This window comes from Desulfovibrio faecalis (genome assembly GCF_053570625.1).
In genome coordinates this window covers 41,199-58,274 of record NZ_JBRBQR010000001.1, presented here as the reverse complement: position 1 = coordinate 58,274, position 17,076 = coordinate 41,199, and the positions used below count along the sequence as shown (strand labels likewise).

The 17,076-nt window shown below is 58.0% G+C and carries 13 protein-coding genes; 6 read left to right on the top strand and 7 right to left on the bottom strand.

Annotated elements, in window-relative coordinates:
• Positions 1-24: 24 nt before the first annotated feature.
• From ACUZ79_RS00225 to ACUZ79_RS00210, 4 genes are all read right to left on the bottom strand, one after another.
• Complete coding sequence (locus ACUZ79_RS00225) at positions 25-1,260, bottom strand: ISL3 family transposase (RefSeq protein WP_096152604.1); 1,236 nt, start codon at positions 1,258-1,260, stop codon at positions 25-27.
• Positions 1,261-1,289: 29 nt separating this feature from the next.
• Complete coding sequence (locus ACUZ79_RS00220) at positions 1,290-1,484, bottom strand: hypothetical protein (RefSeq protein WP_449250338.1); 195 nt, start codon at positions 1,482-1,484, stop codon at positions 1,290-1,292.
• Between the two features lie 534 nt (positions 1,485-2,018).
• On the bottom strand, positions 2,019-2,690 hold the full coding sequence (locus ACUZ79_RS00215; protein WP_297145899.1) for an adenylate kinase: 672 nt from the start codon (positions 2,688-2,690) through the stop codon (positions 2,019-2,021).
• A gap of 132 nt (positions 2,691-2,822) precedes the next feature.
• Positions 2,823-6,284, bottom strand: coding sequence for a hypothetical protein (locus tag ACUZ79_RS00210; protein ID WP_449250337.1), 3,462 nt, complete (start codon positions 6,282-6,284; stop codon positions 2,823-2,825).
• A gap of 145 nt (positions 6,285-6,429) precedes the next feature.
• On the opposite strand from ACUZ79_RS00210, the gene ACUZ79_RS00205 reads away from it, so the two are divergent.
• Positions 6,430-7,482 carry a glycosyltransferase family protein gene (locus ACUZ79_RS00205; RefSeq protein WP_449250336.1) on the top strand — a complete coding sequence of 351 codons (1,053 nt, stop codon included), beginning with the start codon at positions 6,430-6,432 and terminating at the stop codon, positions 7,480-7,482.
• A 46-nt stretch (positions 7,483-7,528) separates the two neighbouring features.
• Here ACUZ79_RS00205 and ACUZ79_RS00200 read toward each other — a convergent pair whose 3' ends face one another.
• Positions 7,529-7,912: a hypothetical protein gene (locus ACUZ79_RS00200; protein ID WP_240825902.1), complete on the bottom strand. Its 384-nt coding sequence runs from the start codon at positions 7,910-7,912 to the stop codon at positions 7,529-7,531.
• A gap of 83 nt (positions 7,913-7,995) precedes the next feature.
• Between ACUZ79_RS00200 and ACUZ79_RS00195 the strand changes: the two genes are divergently transcribed.
• The 4 genes from ACUZ79_RS00195 (at position 7,996) to ACUZ79_RS00180 (ending at position 12,658) form a co-directional block, all read left to right on the top strand.
• A complete protein-coding gene (locus ACUZ79_RS00195; protein WP_240825901.1) occupies positions 7,996-9,423 on the top strand; it encodes a radical SAM protein in 1,428 nt (475 codons plus the stop codon).
• Positions 9,424-9,723: 300 nt separating this feature from the next.
• A complete protein-coding gene (locus ACUZ79_RS00190) occupies positions 9,724-10,170 on the top strand; it encodes a flavodoxin (RefSeq protein ID WP_449250335.1) in 447 nt (148 codons plus the stop codon).
• 231 nt (positions 10,171-10,401) lie between these two features.
• Positions 10,402-11,388: a UDP-glucose 4-epimerase GalE gene (gene galE / locus ACUZ79_RS00185; protein ID WP_449250334.1), complete on the top strand. Its 987-nt coding sequence runs from the start codon at positions 10,402-10,404 to the stop codon at positions 11,386-11,388.
• Positions 11,389-11,659: 271 nt separating this feature from the next.
• On the top strand, positions 11,660-12,658 hold the full coding sequence (locus ACUZ79_RS00180) for a bifunctional methionine sulfoxide reductase B/A protein (protein ID WP_449250333.1): 999 nt from the start codon (positions 11,660-11,662) through the stop codon (positions 12,656-12,658).
• Positions 12,659-12,778: 120 nt separating this feature from the next.
• Here ACUZ79_RS00180 and ald read toward each other — a convergent pair whose 3' ends face one another.
• Together ald and ACUZ79_RS00170 are read right to left on the bottom strand one after the other, a co-directional pair.
• Positions 12,779-13,897 (bottom strand): alanine dehydrogenase, encoded by a 1,119-nt coding sequence (gene ald, locus ACUZ79_RS00175; protein WP_449250332.1) that lies wholly within the window; start codon positions 13,895-13,897, stop codon positions 12,779-12,781.
• A gap of 187 nt (positions 13,898-14,084) precedes the next feature.
• On the bottom strand, positions 14,085-15,149 hold the full coding sequence (locus ACUZ79_RS00170; RefSeq protein WP_240825897.1) for a BMP family lipoprotein: 1,065 nt from the start codon (positions 15,147-15,149) through the stop codon (positions 14,085-14,087).
• Positions 15,150-15,552: 403 nt separating this feature from the next.
• Here ACUZ79_RS00170 and ACUZ79_RS00165 point away from each other — a divergent pair, with 403 nt between their 5' ends.
• A complete protein-coding gene (locus tag ACUZ79_RS00165) occupies positions 15,553-16,944 on the top strand; it encodes a radical SAM protein (protein WP_449250331.1) in 1,392 nt (463 codons plus the stop codon).
• Positions 16,945-17,076 lie beyond the last annotated feature (132 nt).

The following is a 17,076-nucleotide window of genomic DNA, read 5'->3' as shown; positions in this document are numbered from 1 at the left end:
CGGGTTTTCCGTGGGTAACCCCTGTCAGGAACTGGCCGGGTAGAGGTTTAGACCGCCACAGAAGAAGTAGATGGCTGTCTTGAAATGCTCCCGGTTCCTATAACCGCAAGCCTTCCTCTTGATGGCCATGATCTTGCTGTTGAGGCCCTCGGCCACGCCGTTGGTGATCCTGTGGCGGCAGAAGGTCAGGATGTTCTCAAGATGTCTCTGAATCAGTCCGCCCACTTTGCGCATTGGGGCAAGATCTGACCTGTTCACCCAGACCAGCCATCGCTTCACAAAACGTCTGGCCCATCCCGTGCTCAGGTACTTCCAGACGTCGTTCAGGCTTTCCTTCATGGCCCAGGCCTTGGCCACCTTGAGGTTCGCTGTCTTCAAGGCCTCCAGGGCTGGCCGGTGTTTGTCCGGCAGATTCTCCTCCCGGTATAGCCAGAGGAATTTCGTGCCCTTGAGTCGATGGTCATCCTGACTTGTGAGTTCGCGGTGCTCTTGCTTGCGTACCCGGTCCACAGCCTCGCCTACGTGTTTCATGACGTGGAACCGATCGTGAACGATTTTCCCCGCCGCGTCCGGCACATGTTTGAGCGTAGCTTTAAAATAGGGCTCCCACATGTCCATGGCCACGGCCTTGATCCGCTCCAACTGCGCCTTGGTGAACTGAAGGTAGTACCCCTCAAGGCTTTCGGCCTTACGCTCGTCGGCCACATACTCCACCGTGCTGCCGATCAGATCACAAACCACGGTCACATAGTCGTGCCCCTTGCGGAATGCCTTCTCGTCAACGCCAAGATACCGCGAGGGATTCGATTGCTTGCGCTCCCGGCCCCGGCGCACCGCCCTTTCCATGACACCCCATGCTTCGTCCCAGGTGATGCGCAGGATGCGCCGCGCTCCTGTTACGGTGGCGCACTCGGTCAGCACGTCGATGATCAATCGCTCCATCAATATGGTGAAACGTGCCTTGGACTCGGCCCAAGGCACGTTGACCTGAAGGACGCCATGCTCGGGGCAGTCCACTCGGGGAATCCGAGCATGCAGGAACGTCTTGAACTGGCACGTGTCCAGATGGCGCCAGACACGAGGCTCGGCATGGTCGCGGCAAGCCAGCTCTCGACCACAAGTAGGGCAAAACCAGCGAACACCAGGACCATGCTCCACGCGGATGTCTACCCGACCTTCCGCCGTGTCCAGTTCAACAGCCTCAACAAACCAGGGCTCGGTCAGCCCGAGAATCCGAAAATATAGGTCCGTATCCTTCATTGGTGCCCTCCGGGAAGGACATTAGCAGATCAGCTACCCACGGAAAACCCGGAAGAGCCAAAATTGTTGCCCGCGCGGGTGTTCACTTCGGCAAGGCGCGTAAGCGTAGTGGAAGAGATGTTTGATGTAACATCGCTTGCGTAATCATGAATAAAAAAAATGGGGGCAAGGAACAGGAGAACAAGAACGGCAAATGATATGAGAGGCTTGGAGATATCTGACATGTCTCATTATCCGTGGTGTTTGAACCAGGGTAGGCCGTTGAGACGAAAGAACCCCTGGGCATTGCCCGGGAGTTTGTATCTGCACGGTGCGGCAAAAGAGCCGCTGAGTATCAGTTGCTGCCGCTCCAGCTGTATCGGGGGAGTCTCTGTATCACTACTAAAGGCTGGGAAAGGGAAATTTCTGTTGTCTGTACTTTTTCTGTTATGCGTAAGGAAAGTGCAACCAATATCAGTAGTCATGATATTTTCTAGAGTTTACGTGCGGTTTCCAGATGTTGTCAATATATATAGTCTGGATAATGTTGTTTATTTGTGCCGATTTGTAACATAATGGATTAACAGTTTAAAATATTGTTGAGACCCCATTTGCAATGGCGGGATGCGTCTGCCCCATGTGCGGTAATCACATGTCAGCTTGGCAAAAACAGCAAAAGGCCCTGCAAAAGCAGGGCCTTTTCTATGCATAACCACGTACAGCAAGATGTTTGCCCGGCAGACCGCCGAAGCAGGTGCTCCTGGCTGCAGAATTGCAAATTAGGCGAGCTTGGAGAGCAGGGTTTCCTTGATGGAATCAATGCTGCCTTCGCCATTCAGTTCGATGTATTTGGTCTTGCCAGCGCCGGCGAGGTCTTTGTAGAAGTACGCGGCGGCAAGGGTGCCATCGGTGGTGTTGTAGTAAATGTCATGACGCTTGTTGATGGCGGCTTCGTCCTGGTCATCGGAGCGGCTGGAAAGCGCGCCGCCACAGACGCGGCAGACATCGCCGTTGGGCTTGATGGCGTCAATAAAGATGTTGTTGGGGTGGTTGTTGTTGTTCTTGCAGAGGCGGCGGCCCATGATGCGGTTTTTGGCCACTTCGCGGGGCAGAAGAATTTCAACCACGTAGTCAAGCTGCATGCCTTCTTTCTGGAGGGCGTCCCACAGCTTCTGGGCCTGCACGGTATTGCGGGGGAAGCCATCAAGCAGCCAGCCCTGCTGACCCTTGGTCTTCAGGGTTTCCAGCACCATGGGAATAGTGATGTCATCGGGCACGAGATCGCCGCGATCGATGTAGGCCTTGGCTTTTTTGCCCAGCTCGGTGCCGCCGCCGATGTGTTCACGGAAGATGGCCCCGGATTCGATGTGGGCGAGGTTGTACTTCTGCTTGATCAGGTCGCCCTGAGTGCCTTTGCCGCTGCCGTTGGGGCCAAAAATAAGGATATTCACTGGTACTCTCCTTGCCGGAACCGAGTTAGTTTGTGCAAAAAAGAACACAACTGGCACCCTATCCCCTAAAATAGGCCCTGTCAACGGGTGCTGGGAAGAATGCTCGACATGTTGCAGCCCACGGGCCGCTGCCTACCGAAAGAGCTTCCAGGTGCCTTCCACCACGCCGCCAAGCACATCAACAAATCCCTGGGTGATGCCTCCAATGGTGTTGAGCAGCAGCTTGCCAGCGCCAATGGATGTTTTGCTGTTGTCCAGGCTGCCATAAAGACGCATGGGGAATTCTGGAAGATTCTTCATGTTTACGGTAAAGTTACAGTCTAGAGTCTCACTGTTGAGGTCTATCCATCCACCGCCGGTAACAGTGAGGTCCTGCCCCTTGAGATAAAAATCACCACTTTTTGCAATGCCGTTGGTGATTGCGCCGGAGCTGCCCGCAGCGTCAAAGCGGGTGGGTTTGCCCTTGAGCTGACCGTCTTTGTCGCGCGACTGATAAAAGCCGTTATGAACGTTGAAGCGCCATTTGCCGTTCAGCCGCGAGGGCAACTGGTTTGCCCCTGTCAGCTCCGCATCAACCTCGGAGCTAATGCTCGCGCGCCCGCCAAGGGCCGCGCTGCCACCGCGATCCTTGCTTGCTGCGGCAAGGTCAAAGCCCTCGATGGACAGGGCATTGGCAAACCCCATCCCCTTGTTGAAACGCATTTCACCATGCGCAGACACGGGCGAGCCATAAAATTTGCCGCCCTGACTTTCATAGCGCAGGGTTCCGTTCTCCATTTTGGCTTTAAGGCGCAGGTCATCGGTGCGCAGTTTCCACAGGGTGAGCTGGCCAACGTGCGCTTCGCCCTCAGCGGAAAATGCCCGCATGAAGCGCAGATCCCACGGTTTGCTGTCGGTCTTTTTTTTGCTTTTGCCGCCGTCCGCCTGCCCGGCGGCCTTGTCGCCCACGTAGCGGTCAAGATCAATTTGCGGAGCGGAGAGCTTGAATCGCAGGGCCAGTTCCTTGCGCCAGTCAAGGCTGATGCTGCCGGAAATATCGTTTTGATCCACCTTGGCGCGGAACTCTGACAGCGCCAGGGATCCGCTATCGCCCTTGAAGGCAGTGTCCAGCTCGATCCTGCGCAGAGGTTGCGGCACATTGGGGTTGGCAGCGCCAAGCAGGCGCAGCGTTTTTGTGCTGTCCGGGATAAAGGCGGAAACCTTGCCCTGCCAGACCATGCCGTCCTTGCCCATGCCCAGTTGCCCCGCGCCGGAAATGTCCGCCCCAAGGGCGTTCATGTGCATGTCTGTGGCCGAAAGCTGGTTGCGCGCAGCCTGACAACTGAATTTGCCGCTGATTTGCGTTTGCAGACCCTCTGGCTGAAAGGATTTTTCCGGGCTGAGGCTCAGGCTGATGGTGCCGGGCAGGTTTTGAAAATCCATGTTGCCGCCGCCCTGACCATCGCCGCTGAACCAGAGCCTGCCGTTAAGGCCCACGCTGGCGTCAATGCCTTCATCTTCAATGGTGGCGGTCCACTGGCCTTCAAGGCCCAGGCGGCTTTGCTCCCAGGCCGCCGTGCGGGCTTTAAGGCTCAAATCAAGCGCTTTAAAGCCCACTGCGCCGGGGGAGGCCTTGCCTGGGATATTGTTCGGCGGGCGCAACTGGCCTTTTTCAGCCCGGGCGCTTACCGTGCCGCGCAATTTGCCCAGAAAAACATCCAGCTCCCGCCCCTGGCTCATAACGTCCACATCACCGCGCAGCTTGCCACCGCTCACGGGCATGACCGGGAGGTCTTTTGCCAGATTTTCGCCGTTAACGTCGCGCATGTGCAGGCGGATAGCGTAGGGGGTATCCGGGTGACCGCCCATGATGGTGTCGCCCTTGACGCTGCCGCCGTAAAGAGTGCCGTCAACAATCAGCAGCGTGTCTTCAAAGTGGGTGACTTGGTCAACCAGCCCCTGCTTGATGACGACCAGCGCGTCGTTGATAACGATGGGGCCGTAGTTCACCCGGGTTGCAGCCAGCCGGATGTTGTAATCAAGCCCGATTTCGCCGGGCACCACAGGCTTGCCGGGCATGGGAGTGAGCGGACCGTGCCCGTATCGTGGTTCGGCAGGCAATACCCCCACCGATTCAGGGATGGCGCGCCCCAGATTCACAGTCTCGGCCTTGAGATCCAGCAGCAGTTCAGGCCTGGCCCAGCTCGCAACGCCGCCGGAACCCAAAAAGCGGCTGCCAGCGGCGGTTACGTCAATATGCGGAACGCGCAGCCCTTTGCCGTTCACTGAAAAATCAAGAGTGCCAAGGGTTACTTCGTCCAGCGCCACCTGAAGGCCGGGCGCCAGATTACGGGCAAAGCCCAGCCATTCCGTCAGGCTTGCGCGCTGCAGTTGCAGACGTCCTTCAATACTGAAAGTGTCCGGTCCGCCCAGAAGCAGCAGGCCGTTGACGGTCACATCATCCTGCCCAAGCCGCAGGCGCAGATTTTCTAGGTTGATGCCTTGATCTTCCTTGCTGCGTTGGGCCACAGTGCCGGTAACGTGGGCAGGCAGCAGCACTTCATCCTTGCGCAGTTCGCCTTCAAGGTCGCTGGTCAGGCTCCAGCCATTGGCATCAGCCTTGAGGCCGAGCGCAAAGTTGAGGCGGGCCAGCCAGTTGGGCAGCTGCATGGTGCCCTTGACCGCCAGTTGCGGCGTTTTTGCCAGGGGGGCCGAGAGGTCAGTCTTGCCTTCCAGATTGAGGTGCTCAACCTTGGCTGGCGTTTGACCTTCTGGCTGTAGAACCGCTGTGGTGCAAAAAAAGTTGCCCTCAAGGCGTGTGCCCGAGGCGGTTTCCAGGTCGCATTGCAACCCGTAGGCCGTCACTTGCGTTTTGTCCGCGCCGATGATTTCCACTTCGCCCTGTGAAACTGCCAGTCTGAACCGACCCGGCAAAATGCCCGGCAACAGAGCCGCGCCTCCAGTGTTGTCCCCGGCAAGCCGAGACAGCCATGATTGTATGGAATTCTGCGCAGGGGGCAGCTCTTGCGCGGCAGCGCTTTGCGAGGGAACCGCCGCATCTGTTGCGGCTGGGATCGCTGCTTCCTGCGTCGGCGGTGTGCTGGCCTTTGCCGCAGAGGCTGCGGTAGGCTGAGGGACGGATTTTGGGGACGCTTTTTTGGGGGATGCGCTCCTTTCTGGCGCGGCCTGAGCTGCAACGGGCTGGGCGGCTTCGGCATTGTCAGGGAACAGAAAGGGCAGGCTGAGAGCCACGGGCAGTTCGCCCTTGAGGCGGGGGCGCAGCAGGGTGATATTGCGGGGCAGCAGTTCGCCGCGCAGCAGCGCCAGAAAGTCGGGCCGGAGTGTGGCGTAGGCAACGGTAAAACTAAAGCTCTTGCCCTCAACGCTGGCATTGCTGACAGCCAGGGATGGCAGCGGCAAAAGAGCCACATTGACCGATTCAACGGTAATATTCAGGCCGGTGCTGGCGGCAATCTGTTCAATATAATGTTGCGCCAGCGCCTCGGGATTGCGTTGCAAAAGCCAAAAGACCGCCGCCGACATAGCCGACAGGGTTAACAGAAGCGCCAAAAAAATGCGCGTGATAAGGCGAAGTCGGCCAGGGTTGAGCAGCATGTGCATTCTCGCGTCTTGACGCCTTGGGGCGTCGAGGCTAGGTTTTGAACCTATTGCAAATCGGGCCTATTGGCAACTGTCAGGCAGGAGATGCCAAGCACCGTGCGCAGTTAGCGCAAAACCACATTACTGTTGCCGGGGGCGCATGAAGCGGCTTTTGTGGATAGGCAGTCCTTTTTTCAGCGACGCCCTTTCTTCCTGCGGCTGGGATGCTGTGGCCCGGCACAATTTTGAGCATGCCGCCGTGTTTGGCTGGCATGATCTGGTGCGTATTGCGGGTTTTGAGCCAGACGTGCTGGTAGTTGCCGACAAAAGCCGTGCTCCCTATGTGCTTGGCGTAGAAGATTTTCCGTGCCTCACTGTGTTCTACAGCGTGGATTCTCACATCCATTCGTGGCAACCGTATTACGCCCAGGCTTTTGATGTCTGCATTGCGTCTTTGCGCGATCATTTGCCGCGCTTTGCAGGGGCGTATCTGCCCGCAGATCGGGTGTGGTGGTCTCCTGCCTTTGCCTGGGCTCAGGATGCGCCCGAGCCGCAGACTGCCAAGGATATGGACTGCGTGTTTGTTGGTACGGTCAATGCCAATCTGCCGTGCCGCACGGCCTTTCTGGAAAAGTGCCGCAGCGGATTGCCGGAATTGCAGATTGTAACCGGCTCCTACCGCCATTTATATGCAAGGGCGCGGGTGGTGCTGAACCACTGCGAGCACGGTGACCTGAATTTTCGGGTTTTTGAGGCCTTGGGCTGCGGCAGTTGCCTTGTGACTCCACGTATCGGGCACGGGCTGACGGATATTTTTGCCGAGGGCGAGCACATGCTCTGCTATGGGGCGGATACGGCGGACAATGGCAGTACTGTGGACGCTGCAACCGCTGCTGGCGAGGCCGTGGCGCAGGTGCGCTATCTGCTTGAGCATCCGGATGTTGCTGCGCGCATGAGGCAGGCCGCGCTGGCCTGCATAGACGGAGGCCACAGGGCGGTGCACCGCGCAAGAGCTTTCAGCGATAGGGTGCGCGCCCTCCTGACCAGCGACCCTCAGTGCGTTGCGCGCCGCAGGGGCAGGGCCGTAGCCATCCGCAAGGATTACCTGAGGTTGCCCTATCTGCATTGGGCCGAGGAGTTGCGCAGTACCGGATTGAGCGAGGCCTATCTTGCGGCTGCCAAGGGAGAATTCGGGCTGACGGGGCGGGAATGAGCAATAAAAAAACGTTGAGAACGGGTATTCTCAACGTTGATGAGCTTTAATTTCTGCTGTTTCTTCCTGAAGAAGCGGGAATACCCACTGCCGGGTCAAAGTGCAGATCCAGCGCCGGATCTACATCGGGTGCAATGCTGACGTTCTGGGCGGGTTCATCAAAACTCAGATGCAGCAGGGGGTCTTGCGCTGGCTGCGGGGCAGGGCGGGGCGCAAGATGGGCGGCACCCCTGGGGGAGAACGCAGCCTCGGCTGGTTCCGTCACGTCCAGCGCGTCAAGGCGCGATTCCAGCGAGCGCAGCAGCACACGCATCTGTGCGTGTTCTTCGTGCAGCGATCTGCAAAGTTTTTCCTGGCTGCGCAGCATGTGGTACAGCACAGCCAGTATTCCGAAGAAGCACAAAAAAATGAAAAGCATGATGGAAAACATGGCAGGCCTCCAAAAATACGGGCCGGGAAGGCCCGGCCAGCAGTTTTTATATACGTTCAACACTTCTTGGGCAAGGAGCTTTTATGGCCGCGCAACACATTGAACCGCATCTTGTAATGGCAGACGAGCGCGGCAATATCTATGACGATCCCGATCTGCTCATGGTCTGTCGGCGAGGCGCGCAGTGGGGGCTGCCGCGTCCGGACGAACTGATTCCCCTGCCGGAGGAAAGCGAGTTCTTTCTGTTGCCTGGCAGGCAGGCTGTGGGCCTTGACCCCGAAACCGGACACATCGCGCCTCCTGAAGGCGAGGCCCAGCTTGCCGTGGCGGCCTTTGCCGCACCCGGCTATACGCTTTCGGCCCATCCTGCCTATGAAAGCGGCGAAAACGCACCCATGTTGCCATTGTTTGCCTACGGGGCCGTGGGCTTCGCCAGAGGGCGTTTCTATATCTGCGCCCGCAGGGTGGATACCGAACCACGGCAGATTTTCAGCAATATTCCGCGCGGACGCATTGAACAGGGCGCCCGCGCCCTGCTGCGCGATTACCCCAAGAACAGGCTTATCCGGCATATCATGGATAACTGCGTGGCGCGCTACGATTGCCCTGCGGCCCGCAACTTTGCTCTGGGCCGTTACGAGGCCCCGCTGCCATCGTCCCGCGCTTGCAACGCCAGCTGTATTGGCTGTATTTCAGCGCAGGAGAAGGACTCGCCCATTCAGTCAACGCCACAGTGCCGCCTTGCCTTTACGCCCAGCCCCGAAGAACTGGCCGAGGTCATGCGCGTCCATTCCGGGCGCGAAACCCGTACCCCCATTTATTCCTTTGGTCAGGGCTGCGAGGGCGATCCGCTCATGAATCCTGATCTGCTGGTGGAGAGCGTGCGCCAGTTCCGCGCGGGCGAAGGGCCCGGCACTGTCAACTGCAACACCAACGCCTCCCGGCCCGAGGCTGTGATCCGCCTTGCCGAAGCTGGGCTGACCAGCATGCGGGTGAGCCTGAACAGCGCTCGGAGCGGCCTTTATGATCGCTATTACAGGCCATCCGGCTATTCCTTTGACGATGTGCGCGCTTCCATTCGCGAGGCCCGCAGCCGTGGCATATGGGTTTCTCTGAATCTGTTGGTCTTCCCCGGCGTTACGGATACGGAAGAAGAACTGGACGCCCTGGCGCGTCTGGTGGGCGATAACGGCGTGAGCATGATCCAGTGGCGCAACCTCAATATTGATCCCGAATGGTACTTCAAGCTCATGAGCGGTGGCGAAGGGCAACAGAAGCTGGAACTCTCGCCCAGCATGGGGCTGACATCGTTCATGAAGCGCCTCAAAAAGCTTTGCCCTTGGCTGCGTTACGGCTATTTTAACCCCTATCTTGGGGAAAAGGCCGAACTTGCCGCGCCTATGCCGGGAGAGTGGAGCATGCCAGCCCCGCGCGCCAGAGAAGCGGCGACGGAAGATGGTCTGGACGCCGGGGCGGATGAGGACTCGCACAACGGAGCAGACAGCGAATAGTTTGCGTAATCTGACAGACAACATTTTCGGAGCCCTGCGAGTTGCGCGGGGTTCCGATTTTTTTTCATCTTTTTTCATTTTTGTGATCAATGTCACTTCTTTTCTCTGCTGGCAGTGCTGAGGTTAAGTTGCGCAGGGTGTGATTTCTGCACAATCTGCTCGAAAAATGCCGGACGTGGCCAGCAGGGATGCAGCAAAAAAAGTCTTGGTGATTCTTTCCCTTGACAGGCGAATCGAACATCCCTATCCATTTAGAAAATGAATTTCATTTTTAAATAAGACGCAACGAAGGAGAATGTCATGAGTAAGGTACTGATTGTTTTTGGTTCCAGCACCGGCAATACGGAAAGCATCGCCCAGAAGCTTGAAGAACTGATTGCTGCTGGCGGGCACGAAGTCAAGCTGCTCAACGCGGCGGACGCCTCGGCAGAAAACCTGGCAGACGGTTACGATGCCGTGCTGTTTGGTTGCTCGGCCTGGGGCATGGAAGACCTGGAAATGCAGGACGACTTTTTGTCCCTGTTTGAGGAATTTGACCGCATCGGGCTGGCTGGCCGCAAGGTAGCCGCATTTGCCTCCGGCGATCAGGAATACGAACATTTTTGCGGCGCGGTGCCTGCCATTGAAGAGCGCGCCAAGGAACTGGGCGCGACCATCATTGCAGAAGGGCTCAAGATGGAAGGCGATGCCTCCAACGACCCCGAAGCCGTGGCCTCGTTTGCCGAGGATGTGCTCAAGCAGCTGTAAAAGTCTGCTGCGCACGGCGTTAAGCCTTTCGGCTGCGTCATATGGGCCCGCTGTGTTTCAGGTCAGTGTCATGTCTGCCCTGAAGCCGGCGGGCTTTGCAGCTCTCCCCCGTGTCCCATGATCAGGTTGCACTGGTGTACAGCCAAAACGCTGCACCTCTTGCCAAACCCTTACGTCGAGTGCAGAATTATTGTTCGCAAGAGCGAAACGTAAGGGACAAGCGAGGAGTTCATGGCAATTCTTGTTTGCGGCGGTGCCGGATATATTGGTTCCCACAATGTGCGCACCCTTTTGGAACGTGGCGAAACGCCTGTGGTGCTCGACAATTTTCTTACGGGGCACCGTGGTTCCGTTCCGCAGGATGTGCGTCTTTATTCCGGCGACATGCGTGATCCGGCATTGCTTGATGCCGTATTTTCAGAGCAACCCATTGAGGCCGTGCTGCACTTTGCCGCCTGCTCTCTGGTGGGTGAAAGCATGGAGCAGCCGCTCAAGTATTTTCAGAACAACATACATGGTATGATGGTACTGCTTGAAGCCATGGCGCGGCATGGGGTGGACAAGATCGTGTTTTCGTCCACGGCTTCGGTCTATGGCGAACCTGATGTCGTTCCCATACCCGAGCACGCGCCTCTGCGGCCCACCAATCCCTATGGCGAAAGCAAGCTCGCCATGGAGCGCATGATGCACTGGGTGGGTAGGGCGCACGGCATACGGTCTGTCATTTTGCGTTATTTCAACGTTGCTGGCGCATGGCCTCAGGGCCTTATTGGTGAGGATCACAGGCCGGAAAGTCACCTTATCCCCATCATTCTACAGGTGCCGCTGGGCAAAAGGCCACATGTCACCATTTTTGGCGATGATTATCCCACGCCGGACGGTACCTGTATTCGTGATTATCTGGACGTGATGGAACTGGCCGATGCGCACCTGCGCGCCGTGGATTACCTGCGTGGTGGTGGCGGCAGCGAAGTGTGCAACCTGGGCAACGGCACGGGATTTTCTGTGCGGCAGATGGTAGAAGCCGCGCGCCGTGTGACCGGACGCGACATTGCCGTCAGCATCGGCGCGCGCCGCCCCGGTGATCCGGCGCGGCTCATTGCCTCCGCCGAGCGCGCCGCCGAGGTGCTGGGCTGGACAGCCCGCGCTGATATCGACAGCATCATTGCCTCGGCCTGGAGCTGGCATTCGCGCAATCCCGAGGGGTTTGCCGAATAAGGTGCCTGTTTGCGCTGCAATTGTTTTGCGCCTGTCCGCTCTGCGGGTGGGCGTTTTTTGTAGGGCGCATCGAAGGCAGGCCGTGCATCCCCCTCGACATGCCCGGTCTTGTGCTTATGTAAAATGCATGCGCTGCCTGCGCCGGGAGGAACCCATGCCCAGATCCGGACGAACGAGTTGTCTCCTCATTTGTACATTTATGCTGTTGGCTCTGATGCCGGGTCTGCCGCTGGCGGCCTTTGGAGCTTCGCCTACAGCTCCGGAGGTTTCGATGCAAAACACGTATCCCATGCCGCCGCTTTCAGGACTGGAGGCGGATGTGCTGTTGCGCAAGGCCACAGAGCCGCCCTATACGGGCAAATATGTTAACAACCATGAGGCGGGCACCTATATCTGCCGCCAGTGCGGCATGCCGCTCTACCATTCGGACGACAAGTTCGAGTCCGGCTGCGGCTGGCCCAGCTTTGATACGGCTGTGCCGGGCGCGGTGCGCCGTGTGCCCGATGCAGACGGTCGCAGGGTTGAGATTATTTGCGCCAACTGCGGCGGGCATTTGGGACATGTGTTTGAGGGGGAAGGATTCACCGAAAAGAACACGCGCCATTGCGTCAATTCGCTGTCCATGAGTTTTGCCCCTGCGGGCAGCGATGCGGAAAAAGCGGCTCTGGCGCGGCTGGCAGCAAAAAAGGAAACCTCCGCTGCCGGGGGCGCTCCGCTGGCGGCTACCGGGGCTTCAGGCCAGAATGCGGCCTCTGGAGGATGCACGGCCACAGCCATTGTGGCTGGCGGCTGCTTCTGGGGGGTGGAAGACGCTTTTCAGAAAATACCGGGCGTGTGCGAGGCGATTTCTGGTTATACGGGCGGTCACACGGTCAACCCCAGTTATGAAGACGTGTGCCGGGGCGATACCGGTCATGCGGAGGCCGTGCTGGTGCGCTATGATCCCTCGCGCGTGAGTTACGAGCAGATTTTGCGCCGTTTTTTTGAAATCCACGATCCCACACAGCTCAACAGGCAAGGGCCGGACTGGGGCGAGCAGTATCGTTCAGCGGTCTTTTATCAGGGCGCGGAACAAAAGGCCGTGGTCGAAAAGCTGGTGACGCGCCTGCGCGAGCTTGGCTACAAGGTGGTTACGCAGATTGCGCCCGCAGGGCCTTTTTATGAGGCAGAGGCCTATCATCAGGATTTTGCCCGCCGCACAGGGCGGGGCGTGTGCCATATGTCTGTGCCGCGCTTTTCGCAACGAGTGGATGGAACTCCGGTTAAATAAAAGGTTCGGCTGAACGTAGCGGCCCCCTATTTCCCCCGCTGCACGCAGACAGGCCCGTTTCAGGTGGCGGAGCGTTTGCTCTCCCTGAAACGGGCCTGAATTTATTTGAATTTTTTGCAATTAACGCAGAATCTGGGCAGTGGAGGCGCAGGGCAGGCCAAAGGCTTCGGCCACGCCAGCAAAGGTGCACTGTCCATCAACCGTATTCAGGCCGCGCTCAAGGGCGATATTGTCGCGGCAGGCGTTTTTCCAGCCTTTGTCTGCCAGTTCCAGGGCAAAGGGCAGAGTGGCGTTGGTCAAGGCATAGGTTGACGTGACCGGCACGGCCCCAGGAATGTTGGCAACGGCATAGTGGATGACGCCGTGTTTTTCATAGGTGGGTTCGTGGTGGGTTGTGGGCCTGCCCGCCGTGGTTTCAAACGAACCGCCCTGGTCAATGGCCACGTCCACCACCACGCTGCCGGGGCGCATGGTTTTGATCATGGATTCTGTCACCAGTTTGGGGGCCATGGCGCCGGGAATAAGCACGGAGCCGATAACAAGGTCGGACTCCTGAACTGCCCCGGCGATATTGTATTCGTTGGAAGCAAGGGTCTGGACGCGGGAAGAGAAAATGTCGCCCAGATAGCGCAGGCGGTTCAGGTTGTTGTCCAGAATGGTAACTTCCGCGCCAAGGCCCATGGCCATTTTGGCGGCTTCCGTACCCACGGTGCCGCCGCCCACAATGGCGACCCTGGCGCGCTGCACGCCAGCCACGCCGCCCAGCAGCATACCCGCGCCGCCTGCCTGTTTGGTCAGAATGTAGGAACCCATCTGCACGGCCATACGGCCCGCAACTTCAGACATGGGGGCCAGCAGCGGCAGGCTGCGATCCTTGGGCTGCACGGTTTCGTAGGCAAGGCCCACCACCCCGGAATTAAGCAGGGCGTCGGTGAGTTCCTTGTCCGCCGCAAGATGCAGGTAGGTAAAGAGCAGTAGGCCGGGGCGAAAATATTTGTATTCGCTGGGCAGTGGCTCCTTGACCTTCATGATCATTTCAGCCTTGGCCCATACATCTTCCACTGGCAGCATACTTGCGCCAGCCTTGGCAAATTCGTCATCGCCAATACGGCTGCCAAGCCCTGCGCCGCTTTCTACCAGAACCTTGTGCCCGTGGTCAGCGAGCGCCTTGACCCCGGCGGGCGTGATGCCCACACGGTATTCATCGGCCTTGATCTCCTTGGTGACGCCAATAATCATGGATAGTCCTCGCAAGCTTATGGTTGTGGCGTAACCGGCAATACCGGTCACGCTGGGGGCATGCTTCTTCCATGGTCTGGGGCGCAGGGGGGATGACGCCTTGCGGGCGGCCTGATCCGCCCGATATGAAACCGTATATTTTTTCCCGTTTATCAGCAATAAAATTGCGATGTTTTGCGGAGTCTTCTTACAGACAATCGCACAAGGTGCGTTCGCGCAATGATTTGAGCCGGATGCCGCCGTTGAGGATTTCGCCCCGCAGTTCGCGCAGGCGGCGATCCATATCCGGGGCAAGATTCTTGCCAGCCCCAGCCTTGAAAGGCTCCATGGACGTAATGTCCACGCCGCCGTTTTGCAGGTCGCGCACCATGATTTCCTTGCCTGCAAAGTGGCCGGAGGCCGCAGCGGCTATGATGTCGTAGGCGGCTGTGTTTGGGTGCTTGAGAATGGAGGTGAGCACATGGCCGGGCAGCAGGTTGTCCTTGTCGGTGTCCAGCCCCACGGCATATGCGTTGCGCGCCTTAACCTCCTGCAAGGCCGGGCCGTTGCCCATACCACATGCCAGAACCAGAATGTCCGCACCCTGGTCGAGCAGATTTTTCGCTGCGGCGCGGCCAGCCTCCGCATTGGCAAATGAACCTGTAACCACGTTGACGACACGTACTTCTGGATCAATCACGCGCGCGCCCTCGGTGAATCCTCCCAGCAGGGAGCGCATGGCGGGGCAGTCTTCACCCGTTATCCAGCCGATAATTTTGCGTCCGCTTATGCCGGGCATGTCGGTCTGGCGGGCAAGCATGGCCGCAGCCGCCCCGGCAAGATAGGCCGCCTGCTCATCGGCAAATGTTACGGACATTATATTTGGCGCGCGGATGCCGGCATCAATGCAGCCAAACATGGTGCGGCGAAAGTTGGCGGCGTTGTTGCGCAGCACTTCGTGCAGACCGTTGGAAGCCACCAGCACCAGATCATTGTTGCCCGCAGCAGTTCGGAACATTTCCTGAAGCGCCGCCTCGTCATGCCCTGGCTGGGCGGTAATCACAGAAGCCTTTATGCCCAGCTCGCGCTCGGCCTGCCTCAGGCCGTCCACAAGACTGTCGTTCCAGTCGTTATCGCCCGTGGGCGTTTCCAGCAGAAGGGCCACGCGCAGGGGGCCTTGGGGTTTTTCGGCGCAATGGGCTGGCTGGGCAAAGCCAAGGCAAAGGAAGAGCAAAAAAGCCAGCATAAGGGAAACAGGGCGGAGTGAGAACATGGATTTTCCTTGAAGTGGATGTGCGGGCAGAGGAATCTATTTTTTTAGGTTTTTGGCAGGCTGAGTGCCCTTTTTTTGCCATGCGCAATATATCTCTGTGGCTTTTGCGGCGCAAGAGCATCTGCTGGCAGGCACTGCGCAAATAAATACAAAAATTTTTTATGTGTTTGATTTTGGTCGCAGGAGGAGAGCGCTTTTTCTATCTTGTCAGTTTCATTTAGCTTATTTTTCAGGCAACAGCCCAATTTATAGTTTGATTAATCAAACAAGTGCGTGTACACACCTTGACTTGCGAATGTGAAATAAATAACGTGTTGCTTGTGAACAAAGTAACATGAAGTGCAGGATTGTTATTGCGATGATCCTGCTGAAATTATTGAAAATTATTGCAAGGAAGGTTCCCATGTCTCTTGATGCACAGCCCCGCTGGTTTGATGCCCAGGCCATTGGCACAGCTCTGGAAAGGGAAACAGCACCTGACGCCGCAGAGCTTCGGGATATCCTCAACAAGTCGCTTGAATTGCAGCCGCTCTCCATGGCGGAAACTGTCGCCCTCATGCGCGTTCAGGACGGCGTGGGCGTTGGCCGCATCATGGCTGCCGCCGATGAAGTCAAGCAAAAGGTTTACGGGGACCGTATTGTACTTTCCGCCCCCCTGCACATCTCCAACCACTGCGGCAGCGAATGCCTGTATTGCGCCAACCGCAAAAGCAACAAGGCCGTTGAGCGCAAGTACATGACCTCGCCTGAAATGCGCGAGGCAGCCCTCAAGCTCATTCGGCAGGGTCACAAACGTATTTTTCTTGTCAGCGGCCAGTTGCCCAATGCGGATATTGAATATCTGGCCGAGGCCATCAGCATTCTGTACACGGCTTTTGACGGCGTGGGCGAGGTACACAGCGTCAACGTGAACGTGGGTGCTCTCGAATCACATGAATATGCCGCCCTGCTTGAATCGTATGTGGGCACCGTGCTGATCTATCAGGACACCTACCACGAGGCCAGCTATCGCGCGGCTCACATCTCTGGCCCCAAGAGTGATTACTACGCCCGGCTGAACGCCGCCGATGTCGCCTTTCAGGCGGGTGTGCCGGACGTGGGCGGCGGCCTGATGCTGGGCCTTGGCCCCTGGCAGTATGATCTGCTGGGTATTGTGCAGCATCAGGCGCATTTGCTGCGGGCCTATGATACCGGTTGCCGCACCCTGAGCCTGCACCGCATGCGTTGTGCCCCCGGCAGCAACATGCAAACGCCCCATCCCGTGAGCGACGCCGACTACCTGCGGTGCGTGGCTATTGCCCGGCTGGCGGTTCCCTACGCGGGCATTATCCTCACCACCAAGGAACCTGCGGGCCTGTGGCGCGATGGCTGTAGCGCGGGCGCTTCGCAGCTGCTCACTGGCAGCGTTGCCAATCCCTACGGCAACTGGATCGACAATCCCGAGCACAAGGTTCCCTTCCCCATTGGCGAAGACTGCCATGTGGATGAGGTGGTGCGCTTTCTGCTGGAAGAAGCCCGCCATCTGCCGTCATTTTGCGCGGCCTGCCCCCGGTTGGGGCGCACGGGCGAGGAGTTCCTTTCCATGGTGCGCGAATGCGGCATGAAAAACCAGTGCGGCCCCAACTCTGCGGCATCGTTCCTGGAATTTCTGCTGCACTACGCTACGCCCTACACGCGCATGATTGGCGAACAGCTGTTGGCCGAAAAAATGGAAAGGATGACCACGGGTGAGCTTGGCGCGGCCAAAAGGTTGCTGACCAAGGTGCGCGCTGGCCGTATTGACGAATTCATCTAACAGAGCGCTTGCAGATAAAACCCTCAACGGCAAGCGTACTCTGTCAACACAGTCGGAAATCAGGAGCCGGTTGCGGCTTTGCCGCACCGATAGCGACTGGTTTCCGTGTATTCCGCCGGGCGGCTTTGCTGA

Coding starts and splice junctions, on each gene's coding strand:
- ACUZ79_RS00225 (WP_096152604.1), bottom strand. CDS start 1,260: ATGAAGGATACGGACCTATATTTTCGGATTCTCGGGCTGACCGAGCCC.
- ACUZ79_RS00220 (WP_449250338.1), bottom strand. CDS start 1,484: ATGTCAGATATCTCCAAGCCTCTCATATCATTTGCCGTTCTTGTTCTC.
- ACUZ79_RS00210 (WP_449250337.1), bottom strand. CDS start 6,284: ATGCTGCTCAACCCTGGCCGACTTCGCCTTATCACGCGCATTTTTTTG.
- ACUZ79_RS00205 (WP_449250336.1), top strand. CDS start 6,430: ATGAAGCGGCTTTTGTGGATAGGCAGTCCTTTTTTCAGCGACGCCCTT.
- ACUZ79_RS00200 (WP_240825902.1), bottom strand. CDS start 7,912: ATGTTTTCCATCATGCTTTTCATTTTTTTGTGCTTCTTCGGAATACTG.
- ACUZ79_RS00195 (WP_240825901.1), top strand. CDS start 7,996: ATGGCCGCGCAACACATTGAACCGCATCTTGTAATGGCAGACGAGCGC.
- ACUZ79_RS00190 (WP_449250335.1), top strand. CDS start 9,724: ATGAGTAAGGTACTGATTGTTTTTGGTTCCAGCACCGGCAATACGGAA.
- galE (WP_449250334.1), top strand. CDS start 10,402: ATGGCAATTCTTGTTTGCGGCGGTGCCGGATATATTGGTTCCCACAAT.
- ACUZ79_RS00180 (WP_449250333.1), top strand. CDS start 11,660: ATGCAAAACACGTATCCCATGCCGCCGCTTTCAGGACTGGAGGCGGAT.
- ald (WP_449250332.1), bottom strand. CDS start 13,897: ATGATTATTGGCGTCACCAAGGAGATCAAGGCCGATGAATACCGTGTG.
- ACUZ79_RS00170 (WP_240825897.1), bottom strand. CDS start 15,149: ATGTTCTCACTCCGCCCTGTTTCCCTTATGCTGGCTTTTTTGCTCTTC.
- ACUZ79_RS00165 (WP_449250331.1), top strand. CDS start 15,553: ATGTCTCTTGATGCACAGCCCCGCTGGTTTGATGCCCAGGCCATTGGC.